The following is a 25,580-nucleotide window of genomic DNA, read 5'->3' on the forward strand; positions in this document are numbered from 1 at the left end:
TGGCTTACATCAACCGCTTGCGTTCGCTCGAAGGCGCGATCCCGAGGGATTCGCGGTACTTGGCGACGGTGCGGCGAGCCACCTGAATGCCTTGTGCCTCCAGTAAACCAGCGATCTTGCTGTCACTCAACGGCTTTTTCTGATTTTCCGCGGCAACCAGTTTCTTGATGATCGCGCGGATCGCCGTGGACGAGCATTCACCGCCTTCGGAGGTGCTCACATGGCTGGAGAAAAAGTATTTCAGTTCATATATGCCCCGTGGGGTATGCATGAATTTTTGCGTGGTCACGCGGGAAATCGTCGACTCGTGCATGCCCACGGCTTCAGCGATGTCATGCAGCACCAGCGGCTTCATGGCTTCGTCGCCGTACTCCAGAAAGCCGCGCTGGTGCTCGACGATCTGGGTGGCCACTTTCATCAGGGTTTCGTTGCGGCTCTGCAGGCTCTTGATGAACCAGCGGGCTTCCTGCAACTGATTGCGCATGAAGGTGTTATCGGCACTGGTGTCGGCGCGGCGCACGAAACCGGCGTACTGGGCGTTGACTCGCAGACGCGGCACCGACTCCTGATTCAGCTCGACCAGCCAGCGCTCGTTGTCCTTGCGCACGATGACGTCAGGCACCACGTACTCGGCTTCGGTGGATTCAATTTGCGAACCGGGGCGCGGGTTGAGGCTCTGCACCAGTTCGATGACCTGGCGCAGCTCGTCTTCCTTGAGCTTCATGCGGCGCATCAGCTGGCTGTAATCGCGGCTGCCGAGCAGGTCGATGTAATCGGTGACCAGGCGCTTGGCCTCGGCCAGCCAAGGGGTCTTGGCCGACAGCTGGCGCAATTGCAGCAGCAGGCATTCGCCCAGGTTGCGTGCGCCGATGCCGGCCGGTTCGAATTGCTGAATGCGGTGAAGGACGGCTTCGATCTCGTCCAGCTCGATGTCGAGCTCCGGATCAAAGGCGTCGAGGATTTCTTCGAGGGTTTCGTCGAGGTAGCCCTGATTGTTGATGCAATCGATCAGGGTGACGGCGATCAGGCGATCGGTGTCGGACATCGGTGCCAGGTTCAACTGCCACAGCAGGTGGCTTTGCAGGCTCTCGCCGGCGGAGGTGCGGGTGGTGAAGTCCCACTCGTCATCGTCGCTGCTGGGCAGGCTGCTGGCGCTGGTCTGGTAGACGTCTTCCCAGGCGGTGTCGACGGGCAGTTCGTTGGGGATTCGCTCGTTCCATTCGCCGTCTTCGAGGTTATCGACTGTCGGCGCGGTCTCCTGATAGGAGGGTTCCTGGATCTCGGTGTTGGGCTTCTGTTCGGCGTTGTCGGCCATGGGATCGGAGTTGTCGAAGTCGTCGCCGTCTTCCTGGCGTTCGAGCATCGGATTGGATTCCAGAGCCTCCTGGATTTCCTGTTGCAGATCCAGGGTCGACAATTGGAGCAGGCGGATGGCCTGTTGCAGCTGCGGTGTCATCGTCAGCTGCTGGCCCATTCTCAAGACTAGCGATGGTTTCATGGCAGGGGCTTAACACCTTATTCGCCGGCGCTATGCGCCATCCACTACAGGGCGCCGGAGCGCCAAACTTAAGCAAATTATATGCCTGAAACTGTCGTGTTTGCCTAGAGCGCTGTAACAATAAAAGCGTATAAAAAGGCGCTTCAACGTTACAGCACCCGGACGGCTGGTCGAATGCCGTCGTGCTTACAGGCGGAACTCGTGACCCAGATAGACTTCCTTCACCAGATCGTTGGCGAGGATGGTCGCGGAGTCGCCTTCGGCGATCAACTGGCCGTCGTTGACGATGTAGGCGGTTTCGCAGATATCCAGCGTCTCACGGACGTTGTGGTCGGTGATAAGAACGCCGATGCCCTTGGCCTTGAGGTGATGGATGATCTGCTTGATGTCGCCCACGGAGATCGGGTCGACACCGGCGAACGGTTCGTCGAGCAGGATGAACTTCGGTGCCGTGGCCAGTGCGCGGGCGATTTCCACGCGGCGGCGCTCACCACCGGACAGGCTCATGCCGAGGTTGTCGCGGATGTGGCTGATGTGGAATTCCTGCAGCAGGCTTTCCAGCTCCTTGCGACGGCCGGCCTTGTCGAGCTCCTGACGAGTCTCGAGGATGGCCATGATGTTGTCGGCCACCGACAGTTTGCGGAAGATCGACGCTTCTTGCGGCAGATAGCCGATACCGGCCTTGGCGCGACCGTGCATCGGCTGGTGGCTGACGTCCAGGTCGTCGATCAGTACGCGACCCTGATCGGCCTGGACCAGGCCAACGATCATGTAGAAGCAGGTGGTCTTGCCGGCGCCGTTCGGGCCGAGCAGGCCAACGATCTGACCGCTGTCGATCGACAGGCTGACGTCGCGCACGACCTGGCGGCTTTTATAGGCCTTGGCCAGGTGCTGAGCTTTCAGAGTTGCCATTACTGGGTTTTCTCGTCGGTTTTCTTCTTCGGCTGGATCACCATGTCGATGCGCGGACGCGCTTCGGTGACCTTGCTGCCAGTGGCTCGACCGGCGCTGGCCAGTTTCTTCACCGTGTCATAGACGATTTTCTCGCCCTGAGTGGTGTTGTTGTCCTTGTCGACGACTTTTGCCTTGTCGATCAATACAACGCGGTTTTGCGCCGCGTGATACTGAATGGTCACACCCCAGCCCTGAACGGGTTTGGTGTCGCCAGCAGTCTGCAACTGTTCGAAGTAGGCGAGGTTGCCCACCGAAGTCACGACGTCGATATCGCCGTTAGGCGCACGGGTCATGGTCACGGTGTTGCCTTTGACGATCATCGAACCCTGGGTGATGATCACGTCGCCTTTGTAGGTGGCAACGCCGTTCTTGTCGTCCAGCTGGGCATCGTCGGCCTGAATGCGGATTGGCTGCTCTTGATCGTTCGGCAGAGCCCAGGCGCTCACGCTTCCCAGTGCTGCGCCCAGACTGAGCAAAATAGGGAGGGTTTTAACGAGCCTCATACTGTCCTCTTACGTTCGATAGCAGGTGTATCCTGCTTTCCTTCAAATACGCTTTCATTCCTACGCCAGTCGATACACCGCCAGCGCCGTCGATTCTAACGGGTTGCTGGGTCTGCGCATATTGCTGCTGCGGGAACACCGTCATGCGAGTGGAGGTGATCAGGGTGTCGCGGTTCTTTTCGTCGGTGCGCTTGACGCGTACCGAGTCGATCAGCTCGACCTCGGTGCCACCGGAGTTCACTTCACCGCGCTCGCTGGTCACGTGCCATGGGAAATCGGTGCCACGGAACATGTTCAGATCGGGTTTGGTGACCAGTGTAATGTCGGTCGCCTTGACGTGCTCAGCCTTGTCGGACGTCATTTCGTATTGCACTTTGCCGTCTTCGAGGTACTGGATCGTGTGGGTATTGGTCGCATACCAGTCGATCGGGCTTTCCTCTGCCGAAACCGGCGGCTTGTCGAGGAAGCGTTCCGGGCTGATGTTCCAGTAGCCGACCGCACCGAAAATCGCTGCGATGCAACCGAACAGCAGGATGTTGCGAAACTTTTTGCTAAACATGGTTGGACTCACAGGTACGCGTTGTTGGCGGCGTCGAGGCTGCCTTGGGCGCGCAGGATCAGTTCGCAGAATTCGCGGGCGGCACCTTCGCCGCCACGGGCCAGGGTCACGCCGTGAGCGTGCTCGCGTACAAAAGCGGCGGCGTTGGCTACGGCCATGCCCAGCCCCACGCGACGGATCACCGGCAGATCCGGCAGGTCGTCGCCGAGATAGGCCACTTGTTCATAGCTTAGGCCCAGTTGCTCCAGAAGACCGTCGAGAACGACGAGTTTGTCTTCGCGACCCTGAAACAGGTGCGGGATGCCCAGGTTTTTTGCCCGACGCTCGACCACCGGGGTCTTGCGACCGCTGATGATGGCGGTCTGGACGCCGGCGTTCATCAGCATCTTGATGCCCTGACCGTCGAGTGTATTGAAAGTCTTGAACTCGCTGCCGTCTTCAAGGAAGTACAGGCGCCCGTCGGTGAGGACGCCGTCGACGTCGAAAACCGCCAGTTTGATGGCTTTGCCGCGTTGCAGCAGATCGTTGCTCATTTACATCACTCCTGCGCGCAGCAGGTCGGAGAGGTTGAAGGCGCCGACCGGGCGATCTTCTTCATCCACGACAACCAGTGCGTTGATTCGGTGGTCTTCCATGATTTTCAGGGCTTCGGCAGCGAGCATTTCGGCGCGGGCGGTCTTGCCGTGCACGGTCATCACCTGGTCGATGGTGGCGCTGTGGATATCGATGCTGCGATCCAGGGTGCGGCGCAGGTCGCCGTCAGTGAAGATTCCGGCCAGTTTGCCGTCCGCTTCAAGAATGACGGTCATGCCCAGACCCTTGCGGGTCATCTCCATCAACGCGTCCTTGAGCAGGGTGCCGCGCTGTACTTGCGGCAGTTCCTGGCCGGCGTGCATGACATTTTCCACTTTCAGCAGCAGGCGTCGGCCCAGTGCGCCGCCCGGGTGGGAAAAGGCGAAGTCTTCGGCGGTGAAACCGCGCGCTTCCAGCAGCGCCACGGCCAAGGCATCGCCCATGACCAGCGCGGCGGTGGTCGAAGAGGTCGGTGCCAGGTTCAGCGGGCAGGCTTCGTGCTCGACGTGAACGTTCAGGTTGACCTCGGCGGCCTTGGCCAGCGGCGATTGCGGGTTGCCGGTGACGCTGATCAGCTGGATGCCCAGGCGCTTGATCAGTGGCAGCAGGGTGACGATTTCGTTGGTGGAACCGGAGTTCGACAGGGCCAGAATCACGTCGTCACGGGTAATCATGCCCATGTCGCCGTGGCTGGCCTCGGCCGGATGCACGAAAAACGCCGGGGTGCCGGTGCTGGCCAGGGTCGCGGCAATCTTGTTGCCGATGTGCCCGGACTTGCCCATGCCGACTACGACAACACGGCCCTTGCTGGCCAGAATCATCTCGCAAGCGCGTACGAAATCGGCGTCGATATGGGGCAACAAGCCTTGTACGGCTTCCACTTCGAGGCGGATGGTGCGTTGTGCCGATTGAATCAGGTCGCTGGTTTGGCTCATGTCAGAAATCGTATAGCCCGATGAAAAGGCGGCGATTATAGCGGTTATGTTGAAAAGCCTCACGCAAGTTCGTCGTGCTTTGTCATTCCTCGTTACCAAAACTCTGTAAATAAGGCTTCAAGCCCTTCAGCTCGCCGAATGCGGACCGGTGCAGGCCTTGGGCGCTTGCCCTTTGCAGTGATATAGTTCGCCGCCAGTTCGGCCTGCCCGGGATGTAGGGGCTTTCTTCCAGGAAGCCAGGCGTCCGAGTGAGAGGCTGCATCGCAAGGAGTTTAGATGAGTGCCGATAACGCCTACGCGGTCGAGCTGAAGGGAGTCTCCTTCAAGCGCGGTGCGCGGAGCATTTTCAATAACGTCGATATCCGCATCCCGCGCGGCAAGGTCACCGGCATCATGGGGCCTTCCGGGTGTGGCAAGACCACGCTGTTGCGCCTGATGGGCGCCCAGTTGCGGCCATCCAAGGGCGAGGTCTGGGTCAACGGCCAGAACCTGCCGAAGCTGTCGCGCAGCGATCTGTTCGATGCGCGCAAGCACATGGGCGTACTGTTTCAGAGCGGTGCGCTGTTCACCGATCTCGATGTGTTCGAGAACGTCGCCTTTCCGCTGCGCGTTCATACCGACCTGCCGGACGAGATGATCCGCGACATCGTGCTGCTCAAATTGCAGGCGGTGGGGCTGCGCGGTGCGATCGAACTGATGCCTGACGAGCTGTCCGGCGGCATGAAACGCCGTGTCGCACTGGCCCGGGCCATTGCCCTCGATCCGCAGATCCTCATGTACGACGAACCGTTCGTCGGCCAGGATCCGATCGCCATGGGCGTTCTGGTTCGCCTGATCCGTCTGCTCAACGATGCCCTGGGGATTACCAGCATCGTGGTCTCCCACGACCTCGCCGAAACCGCGAGCATCGCCGACTACATCTATGTGGTCGGTGATGGCCAGGTATTGGGGCAGGGCACGCCGGACGAACTGATGAGCTCGGACGATCCGCGTATCCGCCAGTTCATGACCGGTGAACCCGACGGCCCGGTGCCGTATCACTTTCCAGCGCCGGATTACCGCGCCGATCTTCTGGGGAAGCGCCGCTGATGCGCAGAATTACATTAATGGAGCGTGTGCGTCGTTTCGGTCTCGCCGGAATCGACAGCGTCGCAGTGTTCGGGCGTTCGACCCTGTTCCTGTTTCATGCCTTGCTCGGGCGTGGTGGCATCGGCGGCGGTTTCGGCCTGCTGGTCAAGCAGCTGCATTCCGTCGGCGTGATGTCGCTGGTGATCATCGTGGTGTCCGGGATCTTCATCGGCATGGTGCTGGCGCTGCAGGGCTTCAACATCCTTTCGAGCTATGGCTCGGAGCAGGCTGTCGGCCAGATGGTGGCACTGACCCTGTTGCGTGAGCTGGGGCCGGTGGTGACTGCGCTGCTGTTCGCCGGGCGTGCAGGTTCGGCGCTGACGGCGGAAATCGGCAACATGAAATCCACCGAACAGTTGTCCAGCCTGGAAATGATCGGGGTCGACCCGCTCAAGTACATCATTGCCCCGCGTCTGTGGGCCGGCTTCATTTCCCTGCCAGTGCTGGCGATGATCTTCAGCGTGGTCGGCATCTGGGGCGGTTCGTGGGTCGCCGTCGACTGGCTGGGCGTCTACGAAGGTTCCTACTGGTCGAACATGCAGAACAGCGTGAGCTTCGGTGACGATGTGCTCAACGGCATCATCAAAAGTGCAGTATTCGCTTTTGTCGTCACCTGGATCGCCGTATTTCAAGGCTATGACTGCGAACCCACTTCCGAGGGGATCAGCCGTGCCACCACCAAGACCGTGGTTTACGCCTCGCTGGCAGTACTCGGCCTGGACTTTATTCTGACCGCTTTGATGTTTGGAGATTTCTGATGCAAAACCGCACCCTGGAAATCGGTGTCGGCCTGTTCCTGCTGGCAGGGATCCTGGCCTTGTTGCTGCTCGCCCTGCGGGTCAGTGGCCTGTCTCCGACTTCGACCACCGATACCTACAAGCTTTACGCCTATTTCGACAATATCGCCGGTTTGACGGTCAGAGCCAAAGTGACCATGGCGGGTGTGACCATCGGCAAGGTCACCGCGATCGATCTGGACCGCGACAGCTTCACCGGTCGGGTGACCCTGCAAGTGGATAAAAGCGTCGACAACCTGCCGACCGACTCCACAGCATCTATCCTGACAGCGGGTCTGCTGGGCGAGAAATACATCGGTATCAGCGTGGGCGGGGAAGACACCCGCCTGAAGGATGGTGGAACCATCCACGACACACAGTCGTCTCTGGTACTGGAAGACCTGATCGGTAAATTCCTGCTCAATACCGTTAGCAAAGACGCCAAATGAGGAGCTTTTGAATGATCTCTACCTTGCGACGTGGCCTGTTGGTGTTGCTTGCGGCACTGCCGCTGGTGGCTAACGCCGTGGCGGCACAATCGGCGCACGATCTGGTTCAGGACACCACAAACCGGATGCTCGCCGATCTGTCGGCCAACAAAGAGAAGTACAAGCAGGATCCGCAGGACTTCTACACCGCGTTGAACACCATCGTCGGGCCGGTCGTGGATGCCGAGGGCATTTCCAAGAGCATCATGACGGTCAAGTATTCGCGCAAGGCAACCCCGGCGCAGATGAAGACCTTCGAGGAAAACTTCAAGCGCGGCCTGTTCCAGTTCTACGGCAACGCGCTGCTCGAGTACAACAACCAGGGCATCACCGTTGATGCTCCCAAGGATGAGTCGGGCGACCGCACCAGCGTCGGCATGACCGTCAAGGGCAACAACGGCGCGATCTATCCGGTGTCGTACACCCTGGAGAAGATCAACGGCGAGTGGAAACTGCGTAACGTGATCATCAACGGCATCAACATCGGCAAGCTGTTCCGTGACCAGTTCGCCGACGCCATGCAGCGCAATGGCAACGACCTGGACAAGACCATCAATGGCTGGGCCGGTGAAGTCGCCAAGGCCAAGCAGTCGGCCGAGCAGAACGAGAAGCCAGCCCAATGACCGAGTCGGCCATTCGTCTGGACGAAGCCAGTGAGCTGCAGCTCAGTGGCGTGCTGGATTACCGCACCGGCCCTGATCTGCGCGAGCAGGGCCGGGCGCTGATCAAGTCGTGCAATGCCCCGGCATTGGTGATCGATTGCTCGGCGGTGGAGAAGTCCAGCAGCGTCGGTCTGTCGCTGCTGCTGTGCTTCATTCGCGATGCAAAGGCCGCCGGCAAGGCGGTCAGCATTCGCGGGATGCCCGAAGACATGCGCGAAATTGCTCAGGTCAGCGAACTGACCGAGCTGTTGGCGCAACCCTGAACCCGCATCTATAGAGAAGCCCCCCGTCAGAGTCCTGCGCAGCGGGGTTCGCAGGCGCGGGGCTTTTTTGTATGATGTCCGACCCGTGCGCACAGGGCGCCGATTGAGGTTGAGCATGCAGGCCGTAGAAGTGAAGAGCTTCCTTGAAGGAAAGCTGCCAGGAACGCTGGTGGAAGTTGAAGGCGAAGGCTGCAACTTTCAGCTGAACGTGATTAGTGATGAACTGGCGGCGTTGAGCCCGGTCAAGCGTCAGCAAAGCATCTATGCCCATTTGAACCCTTGGATCGCCGATGGCAGCATCCACGCGGTCACTATGAAATTTTTCAGCAGCGCGGCCTGGGCCGAGCGCACCTGAGCCCTAGGGCGTCGAGATTCTTATGGATAAATTGATTATTACCGGTGGCGCTCGTCTTGATGGCGAGATCCGCATCTCCGGGGCGAAGAACTCCGCCCTGCCGATCCTGGCTGCCACCCTGCTGTGCGATGGCCCGGTTACCGTTGGCAACTTGCCGCACCTGCACGACATCACCACCATGATCGAGCTGTTCGGTCGCATGGGCATCGAGCCTGTGATCGACGAGAAGCTCAGCGTCGAAATCGACCCGCGCACCATCAAGACCCTGATCGCTCCGTACGAACTGGTGAAAACCATGCGTGCCTCGATCCTGGTGCTGGGCCCGATGGTCGCGCGTTTCGGTGAAGCCGAAGTCGCACTGCCTGGCGGTTGCGCCATCGGTTCGCGTCCGGTCGACCTGCACATCCGTGGCCTGGAAGCCATGGGCGCGGTCATCGACGTCGAAGGCGGCTACATCAAGGCCAAGGCGCCTGAAGGCGGCCTGCGCGGCGCGCACTTCTTCTTCGATACCGTCAGCGTGACCGGTACCGAGAACATCATGATGGCTGCCGCTCTGGCCAAGGGCCGCAGCGTGTTGCAGAACGCCGCCCGTGAACCTGAAGTGGTCGACCTGGCGAACTTCCTCAACGCCATGGGCGCCAAGGTGTCCGGTGCTGGCACCGACACCATCACCATCGATGGCGTCGAGCGTCTGGGTTCGGCTTTCTACAAAGTCATGCCTGACCGCATCGAAACCGGTACCTACCTGGTGGCCGCTGCGGTCACCGGTGGCCGCGTGAAGGTCAAGGACACCGATCCGACCATTCTCGAAGCCGTTCTGGAAAAACTCCGTGAAGCCGGCGCAGAAATCACCTGTGGTGAAGACTGGATCGAGCTGAACATGCACGGCAAGCGCCCGAAAGCGGTCAACGTGCGCACTGCGCCGTACCCGGCGTTCCCGACCGACATGCAGGCGCAGTTCATTTCGCTCAACGCCATTGCCGAAGGCACTGGCGCGGTCATCGAGACGATCTTCGAAAACCGCTTCATGCACGTGTACGAACTGCACCGCATGGGCGCGCACATCCAGGTCGAAGGCAACACCGCTATCGTGACCGGCATCGAAACACTCAAGGGCGCGCCAGTGATGGCAACCGACCTGCGTGCTTCGGCGAGCCTGGTGATTTCGGCGCTGGTGGCACAGGGCGATACCCTGATCGACCGCATCTACCACATCGACCGTGGTTACGAGTGCATCGAGGAAAAACTGCAGATGCTGGGCGCCAAGATCCGTCGCGTTCCGGGCTGATCGCTGCATCTGGACACAGGGAAGTGTCCGTTGAATTCGTTTTGATCGGGGGTGGCAACGCCCTCGATGTATGTCCGGCGCCGATTGCGACCGGACATGAGTACCTTGATAAGGACTGACGTTTCCCATGTTGACCATCGCACTGTCCAAGGGCCGCATCCTTGACGACACCCTGCCGCTTCTCGCCGAAGCGGGCATCGTGCCGACCGAGAATCCGGACAAGAGCCGCAAGCTGATCATCCCCACGACCCAGGAAGACGTTCGCCTGCTGATCGTGCGGGCCACCGACGTGCCGACCTATGTCGAGCATGGCGCGGCCGACCTCGGCGTTGCCGGTAAAGACGTGCTGATGGAATACACAGGGCAAGGCCTGTACGAGCCGCTGGATCTGCAGATTGCCCAGTGCAAGCTGATGACCGCCGGCAAGGTCGGCGCGGTCGAGCCCAAGGGCCGCCTGCGCGTCGCCACCAAATTCGTCAACGTCGCCAAGCGTTACTACGCCGAGCAGGGTCGTCAGGTCGACATCATCAAGCTGTACGGCTCGATGGAGCTGGCACCGCTGATCGGCCTGGCCGACAAGATCATCGACGTGGTCGACACCGGCAACACCCTGCGCGCCAACGGCCTGGAGCCTCAGGAACTGATCGCCACGATCAGCTCGCGTCTGGTGGTCAACAAGGCTTCGATGAAAATGCAACACGCCCGAATCCAGGCGTTGATCGACACCCTGCGCAAGGCAGTGGAGTCTCGACACCGCGGCTGATGTACCTGCGCGACGTTAAGTCGCGCCCGTCTATCCGCCTCATAGCCAGAATCTCAGGTGCCCAAGCGGATCGAATGGTAGTTTCGGGCGCCTGAGTTTTTGCCATTCCTATGAGGCTCTCGCTATGACCGCACCGACTGCAATTCGCCGACTCAACGCTGCTGACCCGGATTTCGCGCATCATCTGGATCATCTGCTGAGCTGGGAAAGTGTGTCTGACGACTCGGTCAATCAGCGGGTGCTGGACATCATCAAGGCTGTGCGCGAGCGCGGTGACGCGGCACTGGTCGAGTTCACCCAGAAGTTCGACGGCCTCGAAGTCGCTTCGATGGCGGACCTGATCCTGCCGCGCGAGCGTCTGGAGCTGGCCCTGACCCGCATCAGTGTCCCACAACGCGAAGCGCTGGAAAAAGCCGCCGCCCGCGTGCGCAGCTATCACGAGAAACAGAAGCAGGACTCCTGGAGCTACACCGAAGCCGACGGCACGGTGCTGGGCCAGAAAGTCACGCCACTGGATCGCGCCGGTCTGTACGTGCCGGGCGGCAAGGCGTCGTACCCGTCATCGGTGTTGATGAACGCGATTCCGGCCAAGGTCGCCGGCGTGACCGAAGTGGTCATGGTGGTGCCGACCCCGCGCGGTGAAGTCAACGAGCTGGTGCTGGCGGCGGCGTGCATCGCCGGCGTCGACCGCGTTTTCACCATCGGTGGTGCGCAAGCCGTTGCCGCATTGGCCTATGGCACCGAAAGCGTGCCGCAGGTGGACAAGGTCGTCGGCCCGGGCAACATCTATGTCGCCACTGCCAAACGTCACGTATTCGGTCAGGTCGGCATCGACATGATCGCCGGCCCGTCGGAAATCCTCGTGGTGTGCGACGGCCAGACCGATCCGGACTGGATCGCCATGGACCTGTTCTCCCAGGCCGAACACGACGAAGACGCCCAGGCGATTCTGGTCAGCCCGGACGCCGAGTTCCTCGACAAGGTCGCCGCCAGCATCGACAAACTGCTGCCGACCATGGATCGCGCGACCATCATCGAAACCTCGATTAATGGCCGTGGTGCACTGATCCACGTGCGCGACATGGCCCAGGCCATCGAAGTCGCCAACCGCATCGCCCCGGAGCACCTTGAGCTGTCGGTCGCCGACCCGCAGGCCTGGCTGCCGCAGATCCGCCACGCCGGCGCGATCTTCATGGGTCGCCACACCTCCGAAGCGCTGGGTGACTACTGCGCCGGTCCGAACCACGTGTTGCCGACCTCCGGCACCGCGCGTTTCTCCTCGCCGCTGGGCGTGTATGACTTCCAGAAACGTTCGTCGATCATCTTCTGCTCCGAAGCCGGTGCGTCCGAGCTGGGCAAGACGGCATCGATCCTGGCCCGTGGCGAATCGCTGAGCGCCCACGCTCGCAGCGCCGAATACCGCATCAAAGACGAAGTGAAGGGGAACTGAACATGAGTAAATTCTGGAGCCCGTTCGTCAAGGATCTGGTGCCGTATGTGCCGGGCGAGCAGCCGAAGCTGACCCGTCTGGTCAAACTCAATACCAACGAAAACCCGTACGGCCCGTCGCCGAAAGCTTTGGCGGCGATGCAGACCGAACTCAATGACAACCTGCGCCTGTACCCGGATCCGAACAGTGACCTGCTGAAGAATGCCGTCGCCAACTACTACGGCGTACAAAGCAATGAGGTGTTCCTCGGCAACGGTTCGGACGAAGTGCTGGCGCACATCTTCCACGGCCTGCTACAACACGATCAGCCGATCCTGTTCCCGGACATCAGCTACAGCTTTTATCCGGTCTACTGTGGCCTCTACGGCATCGATTTCGATGCGGTGCCGCTGGATGCGCAGTTCCAGATCAACCCGGCGGACTACGCCAAGCCGAACGGCGGGATCATCTTCCCCAACCCGAACGCACCGACCGGTTGCCTGCTGGCACTGGAAGCGGTCGAGCAGATCCTCAAGGCCAGCCCGGATTCGGTGGTGGTGGTCGACGAGGCCTACATCGACTTCGGCGGCGAGACCGCGATCAGCCTGGTGGACCGTTATCCGAACCTGCTGGTCACCCAGACTCTGTCCAAGTCCCGTTCGCTGGCGGGCCTGCGGGTCGGTCTGGCGGTCGGCCATCCGGACCTGGTCGAGGCGCTGGAGCGGATCAAGAACAGCTTCAACTCCTACCCGATCGATCGCATGGCGAATGTCGGCGCGGCGGCGGCGTTCGAAGATCGCGAGTACTTCGACAAGACCTGCGCACTGGTGATCGAGAGTCGCGAATGGGTGGTTGCGCAGTTGCAGGCCAAGGGCTTTGAAGTGCTGCCGTCGGCCGCGAACTTCATTTTCGCCCGGCATCCGCAACACGATGCGGCAGGGCTGGCAGCCAAACTGCGTGAACAGGGCGTGATCGTGCGCCACTTCAAGCAGGAGCGGATTGCCCAGTTCCTGCGGATCTCGATCGGCACGCCGGAGCAGAATCAGGCGTTGATCGACGGTCTGGGCGAACTCTGAAACGACACTGATCCCTGTGGGTTTCGTCCCGCAGGGATCAGCGTTGGTTTATTCGTGATGCGGTTCGCCCAGGAACGTCAACGAACTGAACAACCCTCTGCTGCTCACTTCTGAACTGTCCTTCACCGGCACTTCCACCTGCGCCGCAATCACATTCAATCCCTCATTACGCACCAGCACCTGCGCGCGGCCTTCCTTGTCGGTTTCAGTGCTCAAGGTATTCGGCGCGCTGCGGTAGTCACCGATCAACTTCACGCCCGCTGCCGGTTTGCCATCCAGCAACACCCGCACCGGCAATGATTTCCCCGGCCCGACGGTCAGCGGATCGACCTCCGGCAGAATCAGCAATTTGATCTGATCCAGTTTGGGCAGCTTCGCTCCCGGCTGATAAATCGCCAGGCTGTACTTGAGGGTCTCGGTCGACTCGATGGCGCCCGGGACTTTGCTGCGCCCCTCGTTGATCCATTTCTTGTCGGCGGTTTGCGACCACATGCCGTTGTTCAGGGCCACGGCCAACACCGCCGGCGGTTTCAACGGTTGCAGGCGGGCGTGATCTGCCAGGCGCTGCACACTGACGGGAATCATCTTGCCGCTCGCGTCAAAGGCCCACGCCCCGCTGACTTTCTGCGGTTTGAACGCATTGTCCTCGGCACCGTGGCCGTAGACGACTTCGATATTGCCGCGTCGTTGTTCGGTCCACAAACCGTGGGCCGAGGCGTGAGTGGCGAACAGCGCGGCGATGAGCAGCAGGGATTTGCCGTATTGCATGGTGACGTCCTTTTACAGGTTGAGTGTCAGGCTGACCGTGAAATTGCGCGGCTCGCCGGGGTTGACCCAGTAGTTGCTGTACGAGCGCTCGTAATATTTTTCGTCGAACAGGTTGTTCAGGTTCAGGCCGAGAGTGACGGTGTCGCTGGCCTTGTAATGGGCCAGCAGGTCGACGGTGTGATAGGCCGGCAGCTCGAAATCGCTGCCGGACTCACCTGAGCGGTCACCGACGTAGGTGAGCGCCGCGCCGATATCCGAGCCGCGCAACCGGCCGTCCTGAAACTCGTAGACACCCAGCAGGCTGCCGCTGCGTTTGGCCACCCCGAGGATGCGGCTACCGGCAGGAATCGCGGCATCACCCTTGGTGACTTCGGCGTCGATCCAGGCGAATGCGCCGATCACCCTGACGGCGTCGGTGACTTGCCCGGTGACTTGCAGATCGAAACCCCGGCTGCGGGCCTTGCCCATGGCGCGGCTGGTGTCGGTGCCCGGGTCGAGGGCGAGGACGTTTTCCTTGTCGATATGGAAGAAGGCGAGGGTGCTGCTTAACCGTTCGTCGAACAGCTCGTTCTTGATGCCGATTTCGTAACCCATGCCTTCTTCCGGATCGAAGGATTTGCCAGCCGCATCGAGGCCGTTGTTCGGTTTGAATGAGGTCGAGGCGTTGGCGAACAGGCCGGTGTCCGGTGTCAGTTGATAGAGCAGGCCGGCACGTTGGGTGAGCGCATCGTGGGTTTGGCGGCTGGTGGTGTTGCGGCTGTGGTCATCGATGTTTTGGTCGAAATGCTCGAAGCGCGCACCGATCATCCCGCGCAGTTTTTCGCTGAAGACGATTTGATCCTGCAGGTTCAGCGCATGGCTTTCGACGTGTTCGAAGAAGTCTGTGCCGGAGCGTGCACCGTTGGGCTTGGGCTGGCCGTACACCGGGTTATAGATATCGATGGCGTAAGGTCCGCCGGCGATGGTGGTGACGCGCTCGTTCTTGCGGAAGTTCTCGTACTCGCTGCCGATAAGCAGTTCGTGCTGCCAGGTACCGAGGTCGAACAGGCCGCGCAGTTCCAGCTGGGTGATGCTGTCGTGCCAGTTGGTATCGCGCTCGCGATAGCGGCGGTTGATTGTGTGGCCATCGGCATTCAAAGGACGGTTTTCGGAGGCGAATCCCCACAGTTTGCCTTCCTTGTAATGGCTGGCCAGGCGCAGTTTCCAGGCATCGTTGAGGTGGTGCTCAAGCGTGGCTTGCAGTCTGTTGTTGTGGTTGTCGATGTTGCCGTCGTTCGGCTCACCCAGGAATGTCGAGCGCGAGACGCCGCTCCATTTATTGTTTGGCGCAACGATGCCGCGGTCGAAGGTCGAGCTATGACGCACGAATTCGCTCTCCACCAGCAGGCTGGTGTCCGGGTTCAACTGCCAACTGAAAGAGGGGGCGACGAAGACGCGTTTGCTGTCGACGTGATCGCGAAAGCTGTTGTTGTCCTCGACCGCGAGGTTGATTCGCGACAGCACATCACCCTGATCATCCAGCGGCGTGTTGACGTCCAGCGCGGTGCGATAACGATCCCAACTGCCGGCACTGGTCTGCAGGGTAGTGAACGCTTCGGGCTGCGGTTTCTTGGTGACGATGTTGACCGTGCCACCCGGATCGCCTCGGCCGTACAGGCTGGCGGCCGGTCCTTTGAGCACTTCGATGCGCTCGATGTTGGCGGCGTCGGGTGTGCTCGGGTAACCACGGTTGGCGCTGAAGCCGTCCTGGTAAAACTCGGAGGTGGTGAAGCCGCGCACGCTGTATTCGTAAAGCGTCAGGCCGCCGAAGTTGTTTTGCTTCGACACGCCACCGGCGAAATCCAGCGCACGTTCGACGCTGGTGCTGCCCAGATCCTTCAGTACGCTGGCGGGCACCACGCTGATGGCCTGCGGAATATCGCGGATTGCGGTGTCGGTTTTGGTGGCGCTGGACGAGCGCGTGGCGCGGTAGCCATTGACCGGACCGGTAGGGGATTCGTAATCGGAGGTGACGCTGATGGCGTCGAGTTCGAGCGTTTGCGGTTCATCGGCAAATGCGGGATCGCCAAGCAGGCCAAGGGTCAGGCCGAGGAGGGAGGCCTTTTTTCGAGACGACATGTTATGTTGTTCCAATGTGCTAATTGAAACAATATAACATGCCCGTTGAGAATGTCTGTTATTCGCGCCATTGGCGCGAACAAAGTCTTACTCTTCTTTTTCTTTCACCGGCGCCGGCGGCGGACGCAGACCGATTTCAGCGGTCAGCTTCAACTCCTTGCCATTGCGCATCACCTGAATCGTGACCTTGTCGGTCGGCTTGATCCGCGCCACCTGGTTCATCGATTTGCGGCCATCACCGGCCGGTTCGCCGTCAATGCTCAGGATCACGTCACCCAGTTGCAGGCCGGCCTTCTGGGCCGGGCCGTCGCGGAAAATCCCCGCCACCACGATTCCCGGACGTCCGGACAGGCCAAACGATTCGGCCAGTTCCTGAGTCAGCGGTTGCACTTCAATGCCCAGCCAGCCGCGAATGACCTGACCGTGCTCGATGATCGACTTCATCACTTCCATCGCCAGTTTCACCGGAATCGCGAAGCCGATGCCTTGCGAGCCGCCGGACTTGGAGAAAATCGCGGTGTTGATGCCGGTGAGGTTGCCGTTGGCGTCGACCAGCGCACCGCCGGAGTTGCCCGGGTTGATCGCCGCGTCGGTCTGGATGAAGTCTTCGTAGTTGTTCAGCCCCAGTTGGTTGCGGCCGGTGGCGCTGATGATGCCCATGGTCACGGTCTGGCCGACGCCGAACGGGTTGCCGATGGCCAGTGCGACGTCGCCGATGCGGATGTTGTCGGAACGGCCGACGGTGATCGAAGGCAGGGTTTTCAGGTCGATCTTCAGGACTGCGAGGTCGGTTTCCGGGTCGCTGCCGATCACTCGGGCCAGGGTTTCGCGACCGTCCTTGAGCGCCACGACGATCTGGTCGGCGCCGCTGGTGACGTGGTTGTTGGTCAGGATGTAGCCTTCCGGGCTCATGATCACGCCGGAGCCGAGGCTCGATTCCATGCGCTTCTGCTTCGGCGAGTTGTCACCGAAGAAGCGGCGGAACTGCGGGTCTTCGAACAGCGGATGGCTTGGTTTATTGATGACTTTGGTGGTGTAGAGGTTCACCACCGACGGCGCGGCGATGCTCACCGCGTCGGCATAGGACACCGGCCCCTGCTGCACGCTGGTGGTCTGCGGGGCCTGTTGCAGGTTGACGTCGAGGCTCGGAAGCCCGACCCACTGCGGGTAACGCTGAATAATCAACAGAGCGATAAGCACGCCGGCCAACAGCGGCCAGCCGAAAAAACGCAGCGCCTTGAGCATTAAGCACGTCCTGGAAAAGTTGCAGGCGGGGTCAGACCGCCCATAATGTCGCGCATTATACGAGGCCGCGCGTGCCTCTGAACGGGATATTTAGGAGTCTTTCATGGCCGTCGCCCTGAGCACCCTGGTCGAAGAAGCCGACCGTTACCTCGGCAGTGCGAAAATTGCCGATTATTGCCCCAACGGCCTGCAGGTCGAAGGCCGTCCGCAGGTGATGCGCATCGTCAGCGGCGTCACCGCCAGCCAGGCGCTGCTCGATGCCGCTGTCGAGGCCGAAGCCGATCTGGTGCTGGTGCATCACGGTTATTTCTGGAAGGGCGAGAACCCGTGCATCACCGGCATGAAGCAGCGCCGTCTGAAGACGCTGCTCAAGCACGATATCAGTCTGCTCGGTTATCACCTGCCGCTGGATCTGCACCCGGACGTCGGCAACAACGTGCAACTGGCCCGTCAGCTGGAAATCACCGTCGAAGGGCCGCTGGATCCGGACAATCTTAAGATTGTCGGTCTGGTCGGTTCGCTGAGCGAGCCGATGACCCCGCGTGACTTCGCCCGCAAAGTGCAGGAAGTCATGGGCCGCGAGCCACTGCTGGTCGAAGGCAGCGCGATGATCCGCCGGGTCGGCTGGTGCACCGGTGGCGGTCAGGGTTACATCGACAACGCCATCGCCGCCGGCGTCGATCTGTTCCTCAGCGGCGAAGCCTCCGAGCAGACGTTCCACAGCGCCCGTGAAAACGACATCAGCTTCATCGCCGCCGGCCACCACGCCACCGAACGCTATGGCGTACAGGCGCTGGGCGACTATCTGGCGAAGCGTTTTGCCCTTGAGCACATCTTCATCGACTGCCCGAATCCGATCTGACTTTTGCCTGAAAGCACCCGAACGGGCGGGCATATTCATATACCCTTTCGATCTAGTTGGCGTCCTGATTAGAAGAGGTCGCTGTGCTAGGATTCCTCGCTCGAACACGGCCCGCTGGCCGTTCATAAGAAAGCTTTCGTGAGTAGCCATGGTCGACAAACTGACGCATCTGAAACAGCTGGAGGCGGAAAGCATCCACATCATCCGCGAGGTGGCCGCCGAGTTCGACAACCCGGTGATGCTGTACTCCATCGGTAAAGACTCCGCCGTGATGCTGCATCTGGCACGCAAGGCGTTCTTCCCGGGCAAACTGCCGTTTCCGGTGATGCACGTCGACACCCGCTGGAAATTCCAGGAGATGTACAAGTTCCGCGACAAGATGGTCGAAGAACTGGGCCTGGACCTGATCACCCACGTCAACCCGGATGGCGTTGCGCAGGGCATCAACCCGTTCACCCACGGCAGCGCCAAGCACACCGACATCATGAAAACCGAGGGCCTGAAGCAGGCGCTCGACAAGCATGGTTTCGACGCCGCTTTCGGCGGTGCCCGTCGCGATGAAGAGAAGTCCCGCGCCAAGGAGCGCGTCTACTCGTTCCGTGACAGCAAACACCGCTGGGACCCGAAGAACCAGCGTCCGGAGCTGTGGAACGTCTACAACGGCAAGGTCAACAAGGGCGAATCCATTCGTGTGTTCCCGTTGTCGAACTGGACCGAGCTGGACATCTGGCAGTACATCTACCTCGAAGGCATCCCGATCGTACCGCTGTACTTCGCGGCTGAACGCGAAGTGATCGAGAAGAACGGCACGCTGATCATGATCGATGACGAGCGCATCCTCGAGCACCTGTCCGACGAGGACAAGGCGCGCATCGTCAAAAAGAAAGTGCGTTTCCGTACCCTTGGCTGCTACCCGTTGACGGGCGCGGTGGAGTCCGAGGCCGAAAGCCTGACGGACATCATTCAGGAAATGCTCCTGACGCGAACTTCCGAGCGCCAGGGCCGGGTCATCGACCACGATGGCGCAGGCTCGATGGAAGACAAGAAACGTCAGGGTTATTTCTAAGGGGTTGTCATGTCGCACGCATCTGATTTGATCAGCGAGGACATCCTCGCCTACCTGGGCCAGCACGAACGTAAAGAGCTGCTGCGCTTTTTGACCTGCGGTAACGTCGATGACGGCAAGAGCACCCTGATCGGGCGCCTGCTGCACGACTCGAAGATGATCTACGAAGATCACCTCGAAGCCATCACCCGCGATTCGAAGAAAGTCGGCACCACCGGTGACGACATCGACCTGGCATTGCTGGTCGACGGCCTGCAGGCCGAGCGCGAGCAGGGCATCACCATCGATGTCGCCTACCGCTATTTCTCCACCGCCAAGCGCAAATTCATCATCGCCGACACCCCCGGCCATGAGCAGTACACCCGCAACATGGCCACCGGTGCGTCCACCTGTGACCTGGCGATCATCCTGGTCGACGCCCGTTACGGCGTGCAGACCCAGACCCGCCGCCACAGCTTTATCGCATCCCTGCTGGGCATCAAGCACATCGTTGTCGCCATCAACAAGATGGACCTCAAAGGCTTCGATCAGGGCGTGTTCGAGTCGATCAAGGCCGACTACCTGAAGTTCGCCGAAGGCTTGAAGATGAAGCCGACGAGCATGCACTTCGTGCCGATGTCCGCTCTGAAGGGCGACAACGTGGTGAACAAGTCCGAGCGCTCGCCGTGGTACACCGGCCAGTCGCTGATGGAAATTCTCGAGACCGTGGAAGTGGCGGGCGATCGCAACTTCACCGATCTGCGTTTCCCGGTGCAGTACGTCAACCGTCCGAACCTGAATTTCCGCGGTTTCGCCGGCACCCTGGCCAGCGGCATCGTCAAGAAGGGCGACGAAGTCGTGGTCCTGCCGTCGGGCAAGAGCAGCCGCGTGAAATCCATCGTCACTTTCGAAGGTGAGCTGGAACACGCAGGCCCGGGTCAGGCGGTAACGCTGACCATGGAAGACGAAATCGACATCTCCCGTGGCGACCTGCTGGTCCATGCCGACAACGTTCCGCCAGTGACCGACAGCTTCGAAGCGATGCTGGTGTGGATGGCTGAAGAGCCGATGCTGCCGGGCAAGAAATACGACATCAAGCGCGCCACCAGTTACGTGCCGGGCTCGATTGCCAGCATCGTCAACAAGGTCGACGTCAACACCCTCGAAGAAGGCCCGGCGAGCGCGTTGCAGCTCAACGAAATCGGCAAGGTGAAGATCGCGCTCGACGCGCCGATCGCCCTCGACGGTTACGACAGCAACCGCACCACTGGCGCGTTCATCGTCATTGACCGTTTGACCAACGGCACCGTCGGCGCCGGCATGATCGTCGCTCAGCCGGTGACCCACGGTACGGCTACGCATCACGGCAAACTGGCCCATGTAGCGACCGAAGAGCGCGCTCAGCGTTTCGGTCAGCAACCGGCTACCGTGCTGTTCAGCGGTCTGTCGGGCGCAGGCAAGAGCACCTTAGCGTATGCAGTCGAGCGCAAGCTGTTCGATCTGGGTCGTGCGGTGTTTGTGCTGGATGGTCAGAATCTGCGTCATGACCTCAACAAGGGTCTGCCGCAGGACCGCGCGGGTCGCACCGAGAACTGGCGTCGTGCCGCGCATGTGGCGCGTCAGTTCAACGAGGCGGGTCTGCTGACGCTTGCGGCGTTTGTGGCGCCGAGTGCTGAAGGTCGTGAGCAGGCGAAGGATTTGATTGGCAAGGAGCGTTTGCTGACGGTTTATGTTCAGGCTTCGCCGACTGTTTGCGCCGAGCGTGATCCGCAAGGGTTGTATGCTGCGGGTGGCGATAACATTCCGGGTGAGTCGTTCCCGTATGACGTGCCGCTGGATGCTGATCTTGTGATCGACACTCAATCATTGTCGCTGGATGAAAGTGTGAAGCAGGTGTTGGATCTGTTGCGTAAGCGTGGCGCGATTTAAGCGTTAGCTGCGAATGAAAAAGCCCGCCGATGAGTGATTATCGTCGGGTTTTTTTTTGAGTTGTTTGGGGTGAATATCCGTTTCTGCGGGTGTTGCCGCTGGCGGTTCCGCTCTTACAACGGGTCACTTTTTCAAACGCCAAAAAGTAACCAAAAGGCTGGGCCCCGGCGTTCGGCCCCTCGCTTGGGCTCGGGGTTCCTTCGCTCCGGGATTCATCCGGGGGCATCGCCTACGGTTTGCTTCGCTGCACCTCCTCTCGATGCATGCGGCTTCGCCGCACGGTCGCTGCGCTCCCACCCCCGGATGAATCCCTCCACTCAGCCGGCCGAAGGGGCCGGCACGTCAAGAGCGGTACTCGAGCTAACGCTCATTGTGTTGAGTGGTGAAGAGCAGGTGCGGGAAGGGGGGCTTTGCTCTTCCGGGGGAGCACCTGACAGCCAACCACCGTCAGGCGCTCCCACACGGAAGATCAGCGTCGGTTGGGATATTCGCGGTGCATCTGCTCGAGCAGCGCATCCTTGTCTTGCCACAGCTGGTTGATCCAGCCCTGGAATTGCAGGCGGTATTCGCCGTCCTGGTCGTAGTTTTTGCCGATGAACTGCGGTGGGATTTTCAGTTTTTCGAAGTGCACCACTACGTCTCGGACGTTGCCGCACAGCAGGTCCCAGAAGCCAGGGCGGCCGCCCGGGTAGTGGATGGTGACGTTGACGATCGATTCCAGTTGTTCGCCCATCGCATCCAGTACGAACGCGATGCCGCCGGCCTTGGGCTTGAGCAGGTATTTGAACGGTGATTGCTGCTGCGCGTGTTTGCCTTCGGTGAAGCGTGTGCCTTCGACGAAGTTGAAGATGCCTACCGGGTTGTCGCGGAATTTCGCGCAGGTCTTGCGGGTGGTTTCGAGGTCTTTGCCTTTCTTTTCCGGGTGTTTTTCCAGATAGGCTTTTGAATAGCGTTTCATGAACGGGAAGCCCAGGGTCCACCACGCCAGGCCGATGATTGGCACCCAGATCAGTTCCTGTTTGAGGAAGAACTTCAGCGGCTGAATGCGTCGGTTGAGTACGTATTGCAGTACCAGGATGTCGACCCAGCTTTGGTGGTTGCTGGTGATCAGGTACGAGTGTTGATAGTCCAGGCCTTGCAGGCCGCTGAGGTGCCAGCGGGTGCGGCGGACCAGGTTCATCCAGCCTTTGTTGTTGCTGATCCAGGCTTCGTGGGTGTGGCTCATCAGCCAGCGCGAGGCGCGGCGTGCGAGGTCGAACGGCAGCACTTTGATCAGTGCCACGAGAAACAGGAACGAGCACAGCAGGATCGTGTTCAGCGCCAGCAGCAGCGCGGCGATTACGCCGCGCAGGGTGGCAGGGAGAAAAGCCAGCATCGGGTCAGATATCCAGAGGTCGGTTGGCAGCCTGAATCGCGGTCAGGGCGATGGTGTAGACGATGTCGTCGACCTGCGCGCCGCGCGGCAGATCGTTCACCGGTTTGCGCAGGCCTTGCAGCATCGGGCCGAGGCTGACGCAATCGGCGCTGCGCTGCACGGCTTTGTGCGTGGTGTTGCCGGTGTTGAGGTCGGGGAATACGAACACCGTGGCGCGACCGGCCACCTGGCTGTTCGGCGCCAGTTGCCGGGCGACGGTTTCGTTGGCGGCGGCGTCGTATTGCAGCGGGCCGTCGATCAGCAGTGAGTGCTGTTGTTCGTGGGCGAGCAGGGTGGCTTCGCGGACTTTTTCGACTTCCTCGCCGGTGGCCGATTCGCCGCTGGAGTAGCTGATCATCGCCACGCGTGGGGTGATGCCGAATGCGGCGGCCGAGTCGGCGCTTTGCAGGGCGATCTCCGCCAGTTCGCTGGCGCTCGGGTGTGGGTTCATCACGCAGTCGCCGTAGACCAGCACTTCCTCGGGAAACAGCATGAAGAACACCGATGACACCAGCGTGCAGCCTGGCGCCGTCTTGATCAGCTGAAGCGCAGGGCGGATGGTGTTGGCGGTGGTGTTGATGATGCCGGAGACCAGGCCGTCGACTTCATCCAGCGCCAGCATCATGGTGCCGATCACCACAGTGTCTTCCAGTTGCTGCTCGGCCATCGGCGCGTTGAGGCTTTTGCTCTTGCGCAGGGCGACCATCGGCTCGACGTAGCGCTCGCGGATCAGATCCGGGTCGAGAATTTCCAGCCCCGGTGGCAAGACGATGCCCTGGGCTCGGGCGACGGCTTCGACGTCTGCCGGTTTGGCCAGCAGCACGCAACGGGCAATCCCGCGTTCCTGACAGATCGCCGCCGCTTGCACGGTGAACGGCTCGCTGCCTTCGGGCAGGACGATGCGTTTGTTGGCAGCCTGGGCGCGTTGAATCAATTGATAACGGAACACCGCCGGCGACAGGCGCATTTCCCGTGGCGTACCGCAGCGCTGATGCAGCCAGTTGGCATCCAGATGACTGGCGACGAAATCGGTGATGATCTCCGCGCGCTCGCGGTCGTCGACGGGAATTTCCTTGTTCAGGCCGTTGAGCAGGTTGGCGGTGTCGTAGGAGCCGGTGCTCACCGACAGCACCGGCAAGCCAGCCTGCAACGCGCCACGGCACAGATCCATGATGCGCGGATCGGGCAGGGTGTCGCTGGTCAGTAGCAGGCCGGCCAGCGGTACGCCGTTGATGGCGGCTAGGCTGACGGCGAGGATGATGTCGTCGCGATCGCCGGGGGTCACCACCAGCACGCCGGGCTTGAGCAGGTCCACGGTGTTGCGCATGGTGCGCGCGCAAATGATGGTCTTGGTCATGCGCCGGGTTTCGTAGTCGCCGGCGTTGAGCACCTGGGCGCCCATCAGGTCGGCGACGTCGCGGGTGCGCGGAGCGTTGAGTTCGGGCTGGAACGGAATGCAGCCGAGCAGACGGAAATCACCGGTGCGCAGCAAGGGCGAATGTTCTTTCAGGCGCGCGGCGAAGGCGTCCATGCTTTCGTCGGTCTTGACCTTGTTGAGGATCACGCCGAGGACTTTCGGGTCTTTCGGTCCGCCGAACAGTTGCGCCTGCAACTCGACGCGGCCGGACAGTTCAGTCAGCACTTCGTTTTCCGGGGCCGAGACCAGAATCACCTCGGCATCCAGGCTCTTGGCCAGGTGCAGATTGACCCGCGCGGCGTAGCTGGCGCTGCGGGTCGGCACCATGCCTTCGACGACCAGCACGTCTTTGCCGATGGCGGCCTGCTGGTAGAGGGTGATGATTTCTTCGAGCAACTCGTCGAGCTGACCATCGCCGAGCATCCGCTCGACGTGGGCCAGGCCCAAGGGTTGCGGCGGTTTCAGGCCGTGGGTGCGGGCCACCAGTTCGGTTGAACGCTCAGGGCCGGTGTCGCCCGGATGCGGCTGGGCAATCGGTTTGAAGAAGCCGACTTTCAGCCCGGCCCGCTCCAGCGTACGCACCAGCCCGAGGCTGATGGAGGTCAGACCCACACCAAAGTCGGTGGGCGCGATAAAAAAAGTTTGCATGCGGATTCTCTAAGGGTGCATGGCAATGGCGATCGTCTCTGTGTGCCGATCTGCCGAATTTCAGTCGTCAAGGTTATCGCTAACCGAGCCTTGAGCGCACCAACCGCAAGCAAAGGGTTGGCCTATTTTTTCAATACGTTGCGCAGCGTCCAGGACCCAGGCCCGGGACTGCCAGGGCGGGAGGTGGCGCAGGTGCTGGGTGTGGCCGCAGGACAGCTCGGCGACCCAGTGGCCGTCCTCGTCCTGATGGAATCCGGTGACGGTCACGGGAGCCAATCGATCCCGTCTGTCCGGGTTCTGTTCGCTTTCGGGCAAATCCTTGTTTAGACTTGTCCGTTCTTCATTCTTATGCAAAAGGTCTCGCCCCATGCTGATCGCCGCCAATAAGGCTGTCTCCATCGACTATACCCTGACCAACGACGCTGGTGAGGTCATCGACAGCTCCGCCGGCGGCGCTCCGCTGGTCTACCTGCATGGCGCAGGCAACATCATCCCGGGCCTGGAAAAAGCCCTGGAAGGTAAAGAAGTCGGCAACGAGCTGGACGTTTCCGTCGAGCCGGAAGATGCCTACGGCGAATACGCCGCTGAACTGGTCAGCACCCTGAGCCGCAGCATGTTCGAAGGCGTTGACGAGCTGGAAGTCGGCATGCAGTTCCACGCTTCGGCGCCGGATGGCCAGATGCAGATCGTCACCATCCGTGACCTGGACGGCGACGACGTCACTGTCGACGGCAACCACCCGCTGGCCGGTCAGCGCCTGAACTTCAAAGTGAAGGTCGTTGCCATCCGTGACGCCAGCCAGGAAGAAATCGCTCATGGTCACGTCCATGGCGAAGGTGGCCATCACCACTGATTTTCTGCGCTAAGCTTCGAGTACTGGAGAG

General features: G+C 60.7%; 26 protein-coding genes. 14 read left to right on the forward strand and 12 right to left on the reverse strand.

The window, feature by feature from the left end:
- Positions 1 to 4: 4 nt before the first annotated feature.
- From LOY31_RS04435 to LOY31_RS04460, 6 genes are all read right to left on the reverse strand, one after another.
- Complete coding sequence (locus LOY31_RS04435; protein WP_011332472.1) at positions 5 to 1,498, reverse strand: RNA polymerase factor sigma-54; 1,494 nt, start codon at positions 1,496 to 1,498, stop codon at positions 5 to 7.
- Positions 1,499 to 1,684: 186 nt separating this feature from the next.
- Positions 1,685 to 2,410, reverse strand: a complete 726-nt coding sequence (lptB, locus tag LOY31_RS04440) for an LPS export ABC transporter ATP-binding protein (protein ID WP_007953572.1) — start codon at positions 2,408 to 2,410, stop codon at positions 1,685 to 1,687.
- Complete coding sequence (gene lptA / locus LOY31_RS04445; RefSeq protein ID WP_007953570.1) at positions 2,410 to 2,955, reverse strand: lipopolysaccharide transport periplasmic protein LptA; 546 nt, start codon at positions 2,953 to 2,955, stop codon at positions 2,410 to 2,412. The genes lptB and lptA overlap by 1 nt, the downstream gene beginning before the upstream one ends.
- Positions 2,942 to 3,514 (reverse strand): LPS export ABC transporter periplasmic protein LptC, encoded by a 573-nt coding sequence (gene lptC, locus LOY31_RS04450; RefSeq protein WP_007953568.1) that lies wholly within the window; start codon positions 3,512 to 3,514, stop codon positions 2,942 to 2,944. The genes lptA and lptC overlap by 14 nt, the downstream gene beginning before the upstream one ends.
- 8 nt (positions 3,515 to 3,522) lie before the next feature.
- Positions 3,523 to 4,047 (reverse strand): HAD family hydrolase, encoded by a 525-nt coding sequence (locus LOY31_RS04455; RefSeq protein ID WP_258712915.1) that lies wholly within the window; start codon positions 4,045 to 4,047, stop codon positions 3,523 to 3,525.
- Positions 4,048 to 5,022: a KpsF/GutQ family sugar-phosphate isomerase gene (locus tag LOY31_RS04460; protein ID WP_007953565.1), complete on the reverse strand. Its 975-nt coding sequence runs from the start codon at positions 5,020 to 5,022 to the stop codon at positions 4,048 to 4,050.
- Positions 5,023 to 5,298: 276 nt separating this feature from the next.
- Here LOY31_RS04460 and LOY31_RS04465 point away from each other — a divergent pair, with 276 nt between their 5' ends.
- From LOY31_RS04465 to hisC, 10 genes are all read left to right on the forward strand, one after another.
- Positions 5,299 to 6,111, forward strand: coding sequence for an ATP-binding cassette domain-containing protein (locus LOY31_RS04465; RefSeq protein WP_007953564.1), 813 nt, complete (start codon positions 5,299 to 5,301; stop codon positions 6,109 to 6,111).
- Positions 6,111 to 6,908 carry a lipid asymmetry maintenance ABC transporter permease subunit MlaE gene (gene mlaE / locus LOY31_RS04470; RefSeq protein ID WP_007953561.1) on the forward strand — a complete coding sequence of 266 codons (798 nt, stop codon included), beginning with the start codon at positions 6,111 to 6,113 and terminating at the stop codon, positions 6,906 to 6,908. Before LOY31_RS04465 ends, mlaE begins: the two co-directional genes overlap by 1 nt.
- A complete protein-coding gene (mlaD, locus tag LOY31_RS04475; protein ID WP_007953559.1) occupies positions 6,908 to 7,375 on the forward strand; it encodes an outer membrane lipid asymmetry maintenance protein MlaD in 468 nt (155 codons plus the stop codon). The genes mlaE and mlaD overlap by 1 nt, the downstream gene beginning before the upstream one ends.
- An 11-nt stretch (positions 7,376 to 7,386) precedes the next feature.
- Positions 7,387 to 8,037 carry a phospholipid-binding protein MlaC gene (locus LOY31_RS04480; RefSeq protein ID WP_085608079.1) on the forward strand — a complete coding sequence of 217 codons (651 nt, stop codon included), beginning with the start codon at positions 7,387 to 7,389 and terminating at the stop codon, positions 8,035 to 8,037.
- Positions 8,034 to 8,339 carry a lipid asymmetry maintenance protein MlaB gene (locus LOY31_RS04485; RefSeq protein WP_007953557.1) on the forward strand — a complete coding sequence of 102 codons (306 nt, stop codon included), beginning with the start codon at positions 8,034 to 8,036 and terminating at the stop codon, positions 8,337 to 8,339. The genes LOY31_RS04480 and LOY31_RS04485 overlap by 4 nt, the downstream gene beginning before the upstream one ends.
- A gap of 115 nt (positions 8,340 to 8,454) precedes the next feature.
- On the forward strand, positions 8,455 to 8,694 hold the full coding sequence (locus LOY31_RS04490; protein WP_039769303.1) for a BolA family protein: 240 nt from the start codon (positions 8,455 to 8,457) through the stop codon (positions 8,692 to 8,694).
- Between the two features lie 22 nt (positions 8,695 to 8,716).
- The gene (gene murA / locus LOY31_RS04495; protein WP_007953555.1) at positions 8,717 to 9,982 is read left to right on the forward strand and encodes a UDP-N-acetylglucosamine 1-carboxyvinyltransferase; all 1,266 of its coding nucleotides are present in this window, start codon (positions 8,717 to 8,719) and stop codon (positions 9,980 to 9,982) included.
- A 127-nt stretch (positions 9,983 to 10,109) separates the two neighbouring features.
- On the forward strand, positions 10,110 to 10,745 hold the full coding sequence (gene hisG / locus LOY31_RS04500) for an ATP phosphoribosyltransferase (RefSeq protein WP_007953554.1): 636 nt from the start codon (positions 10,110 to 10,112) through the stop codon (positions 10,743 to 10,745).
- A 124-nt stretch (positions 10,746 to 10,869) separates the two neighbouring features.
- Positions 10,870 to 12,195, forward strand: a complete 1,326-nt coding sequence (hisD, locus tag LOY31_RS04505; protein ID WP_221533399.1) for a histidinol dehydrogenase — start codon at positions 10,870 to 10,872, stop codon at positions 12,193 to 12,195.
- A gap of 2 nt (positions 12,196 to 12,197) precedes the next feature.
- Positions 12,198 to 13,250, forward strand: a complete 1,053-nt coding sequence (gene hisC, locus LOY31_RS04510) for a histidinol-phosphate transaminase (RefSeq protein WP_221533400.1) — start codon at positions 12,198 to 12,200, stop codon at positions 13,248 to 13,250.
- Between the two features lie 48 nt (positions 13,251 to 13,298).
- Here hisC and LOY31_RS04515 read toward each other — a convergent pair whose 3' ends face one another.
- The 3 genes from LOY31_RS04515 to algW all read right to left on the reverse strand — a co-directional run bounded on the left by LOY31_RS04515 (position 13,299) and on the right by algW (position 17,381).
- Positions 13,299 to 14,018 (reverse strand): DUF4198 domain-containing protein, encoded by a 720-nt coding sequence (locus tag LOY31_RS04515; protein WP_085608082.1) that lies wholly within the window; start codon positions 14,016 to 14,018, stop codon positions 13,299 to 13,301.
- A 12-nt stretch (positions 14,019 to 14,030) separates the two neighbouring features.
- Complete coding sequence (locus LOY31_RS04520; RefSeq protein ID WP_221533401.1) at positions 14,031 to 16,136, reverse strand: TonB-dependent siderophore receptor; 2,106 nt, start codon at positions 16,134 to 16,136, stop codon at positions 14,031 to 14,033.
- Positions 16,137 to 16,223: 87 nt separating this feature from the next.
- Positions 16,224 to 17,381 carry a Do family serine endopeptidase AlgW gene (gene algW / locus LOY31_RS04525; RefSeq protein WP_085608084.1) on the reverse strand — a complete coding sequence of 386 codons (1,158 nt, stop codon included), beginning with the start codon at positions 17,379 to 17,381 and terminating at the stop codon, positions 16,224 to 16,226.
- 103 nt (positions 17,382 to 17,484) lie between these two features.
- On the opposite strand from algW, the gene LOY31_RS04530 reads away from it, so the two are divergent.
- From LOY31_RS04530 to cysN, 3 genes are all read left to right on the forward strand, one after another.
- Positions 17,485 to 18,243, forward strand: a complete 759-nt coding sequence (locus LOY31_RS04530) for a Nif3-like dinuclear metal center hexameric protein (RefSeq protein ID WP_085608085.1) — start codon at positions 17,485 to 17,487, stop codon at positions 18,241 to 18,243.
- A gap of 148 nt (positions 18,244 to 18,391) precedes the next feature.
- Positions 18,392 to 19,309, forward strand: a complete 918-nt coding sequence (cysD, locus tag LOY31_RS04535) for a sulfate adenylyltransferase subunit CysD (protein WP_007953546.1) — start codon at positions 18,392 to 18,394, stop codon at positions 19,307 to 19,309.
- A 9-nt stretch (positions 19,310 to 19,318) separates the two neighbouring features.
- Positions 19,319 to 21,217: a sulfate adenylyltransferase subunit CysN gene (gene cysN / locus LOY31_RS04540; protein ID WP_085666894.1), complete on the forward strand. Its 1,899-nt coding sequence runs from the start codon at positions 19,319 to 19,321 to the stop codon at positions 21,215 to 21,217.
- Positions 21,218 to 21,686: 469 nt separating this feature from the next.
- Here the strand turns inward: cysN and LOY31_RS04545 are convergent, their stop codons facing one another.
- Genes LOY31_RS04545 through LOY31_RS04555 form a run of 3 tightly spaced genes read right to left on the reverse strand, consistent with a single transcriptional unit; the run spans position 21,687 to position 25,065 of the window.
- The gene (locus LOY31_RS04545; protein ID WP_221533402.1) at positions 21,687 to 22,592 is read right to left on the reverse strand and encodes an acyltransferase; all 906 of its coding nucleotides are present in this window, start codon (positions 22,590 to 22,592) and stop codon (positions 21,687 to 21,689) included.
- Between the two features lie 4 nt (positions 22,593 to 22,596).
- Positions 22,597 to 24,696: a phosphate acetyltransferase gene (gene pta, locus LOY31_RS04550; protein ID WP_007959085.1), complete on the reverse strand. Its 2,100-nt coding sequence runs from the start codon at positions 24,694 to 24,696 to the stop codon at positions 22,597 to 22,599.
- 60 nt (positions 24,697 to 24,756) lie between these two features.
- Positions 24,757 to 25,065: a DUF3565 domain-containing protein gene (locus tag LOY31_RS04555; protein ID WP_085608179.1), complete on the reverse strand. Its 309-nt coding sequence runs from the start codon at positions 25,063 to 25,065 to the stop codon at positions 24,757 to 24,759.
- Here LOY31_RS04555 and LOY31_RS04560 point away from each other — a divergent pair.
- On the forward strand, positions 25,064 to 25,549 hold the full coding sequence (locus LOY31_RS04560; RefSeq protein WP_007959084.1) for a peptidylprolyl isomerase: 486 nt from the start codon (positions 25,064 to 25,066) through the stop codon (positions 25,547 to 25,549). The genes LOY31_RS04555 and LOY31_RS04560 overlap by 2 nt on opposite strands.
- Positions 25,550 to 25,580 lie beyond the last annotated feature (31 nt).

This window comes from Pseudomonas sp. B21-021, assembly GCF_024749205.1.
In the GTDB taxonomy this organism is placed as follows: domain Bacteria; phylum Pseudomonadota; class Gammaproteobacteria; order Pseudomonadales; family Pseudomonadaceae; genus Aquipseudomonas; species Aquipseudomonas paraglycinae.

Coding starts and splice junctions, on each gene's coding strand:
- LOY31_RS04460 (WP_007953565.1), bottom strand. CDS start 5,022: ATGAGCCAAACCAGCGACCTGATTCAATCGGCACAACGCACCATCCGC.
- murA (WP_007953555.1), top strand. CDS start 8,717: ATGGATAAATTGATTATTACCGGTGGCGCTCGTCTTGATGGCGAGATC.
- algW (WP_085608084.1), bottom strand. CDS start 17,381: ATGCTCAAGGCGCTGCGTTTTTTCGGCTGGCCGCTGTTGGCCGGCGTG.
- cysN (WP_085666894.1), top strand. CDS start 19,319: ATGTCGCACGCATCTGATTTGATCAGCGAGGACATCCTCGCCTACCTG.
- cysD (WP_007953546.1), top strand. CDS start 18,392: ATGGTCGACAAACTGACGCATCTGAAACAGCTGGAGGCGGAAAGCATC.
- LOY31_RS04555 (WP_085608179.1), bottom strand. CDS start 25,065: ATGGGGCGAGACCTTTTGCATAAGAATGAAGAACGGACAAGTCTAAAC.
- lptA (WP_007953570.1), bottom strand. CDS start 2,955: ATGAGGCTCGTTAAAACCCTCCCTATTTTGCTCAGTCTGGGCGCAGCA.
- LOY31_RS04480 (WP_085608079.1), top strand. CDS start 7,387: ATGATCTCTACCTTGCGACGTGGCCTGTTGGTGTTGCTTGCGGCACTG.
- hisD (WP_221533399.1), top strand. CDS start 10,870: ATGACCGCACCGACTGCAATTCGCCGACTCAACGCTGCTGACCCGGAT.
- LOY31_RS04515 (WP_085608082.1), bottom strand. CDS start 14,018: ATGCAATACGGCAAATCCCTGCTGCTCATCGCCGCGCTGTTCGCCACT.
- LOY31_RS04560 (WP_007959084.1), top strand. CDS start 25,064: ATGCTGATCGCCGCCAATAAGGCTGTCTCCATCGACTATACCCTGACC.
- LOY31_RS04455 (WP_258712915.1), bottom strand. CDS start 4,047: ATGAGCAACGATCTGCTGCAACGCGGCAAAGCCATCAAACTGGCGGTT.
- mlaD (WP_007953559.1), top strand. CDS start 6,908: ATGCAAAACCGCACCCTGGAAATCGGTGTCGGCCTGTTCCTGCTGGCA.
- LOY31_RS04485 (WP_007953557.1), top strand. CDS start 8,034: ATGACCGAGTCGGCCATTCGTCTGGACGAAGCCAGTGAGCTGCAGCTC.
- pta (WP_007959085.1), bottom strand. CDS start 24,696: ATGCAAACTTTTTTTATCGCGCCCACCGACTTTGGTGTGGGTCTGACC.
- hisC (WP_221533400.1), top strand. CDS start 12,198: ATGAGTAAATTCTGGAGCCCGTTCGTCAAGGATCTGGTGCCGTATGTG.
- mlaE (WP_007953561.1), top strand. CDS start 6,111: ATGCGCAGAATTACATTAATGGAGCGTGTGCGTCGTTTCGGTCTCGCC.
- LOY31_RS04435 (WP_011332472.1), bottom strand. CDS start 1,498: ATGAAACCATCGCTAGTCTTGAGAATGGGCCAGCAGCTGACGATGACA.
- hisG (WP_007953554.1), top strand. CDS start 10,110: ATGTTGACCATCGCACTGTCCAAGGGCCGCATCCTTGACGACACCCTG.
- LOY31_RS04465 (WP_007953564.1), top strand. CDS start 5,299: ATGAGTGCCGATAACGCCTACGCGGTCGAGCTGAAGGGAGTCTCCTTC.
- LOY31_RS04490 (WP_039769303.1), top strand. CDS start 8,455: ATGCAGGCCGTAGAAGTGAAGAGCTTCCTTGAAGGAAAGCTGCCAGGA.
- LOY31_RS04545 (WP_221533402.1), bottom strand. CDS start 22,592: ATGCTGGCTTTTCTCCCTGCCACCCTGCGCGGCGTAATCGCCGCGCTG.
- LOY31_RS04520 (WP_221533401.1), bottom strand. CDS start 16,136: ATGTCGTCTCGAAAAAAGGCCTCCCTCCTCGGCCTGACCCTTGGCCTG.
- lptC (WP_007953568.1), bottom strand. CDS start 3,514: ATGTTTAGCAAAAAGTTTCGCAACATCCTGCTGTTCGGTTGCATCGCA.
- LOY31_RS04530 (WP_085608085.1), top strand. CDS start 17,485: ATGGCCGTCGCCCTGAGCACCCTGGTCGAAGAAGCCGACCGTTACCTC.
- lptB (WP_007953572.1), bottom strand. CDS start 2,410: ATGGCAACTCTGAAAGCTCAGCACCTGGCCAAGGCCTATAAAAGCCGC.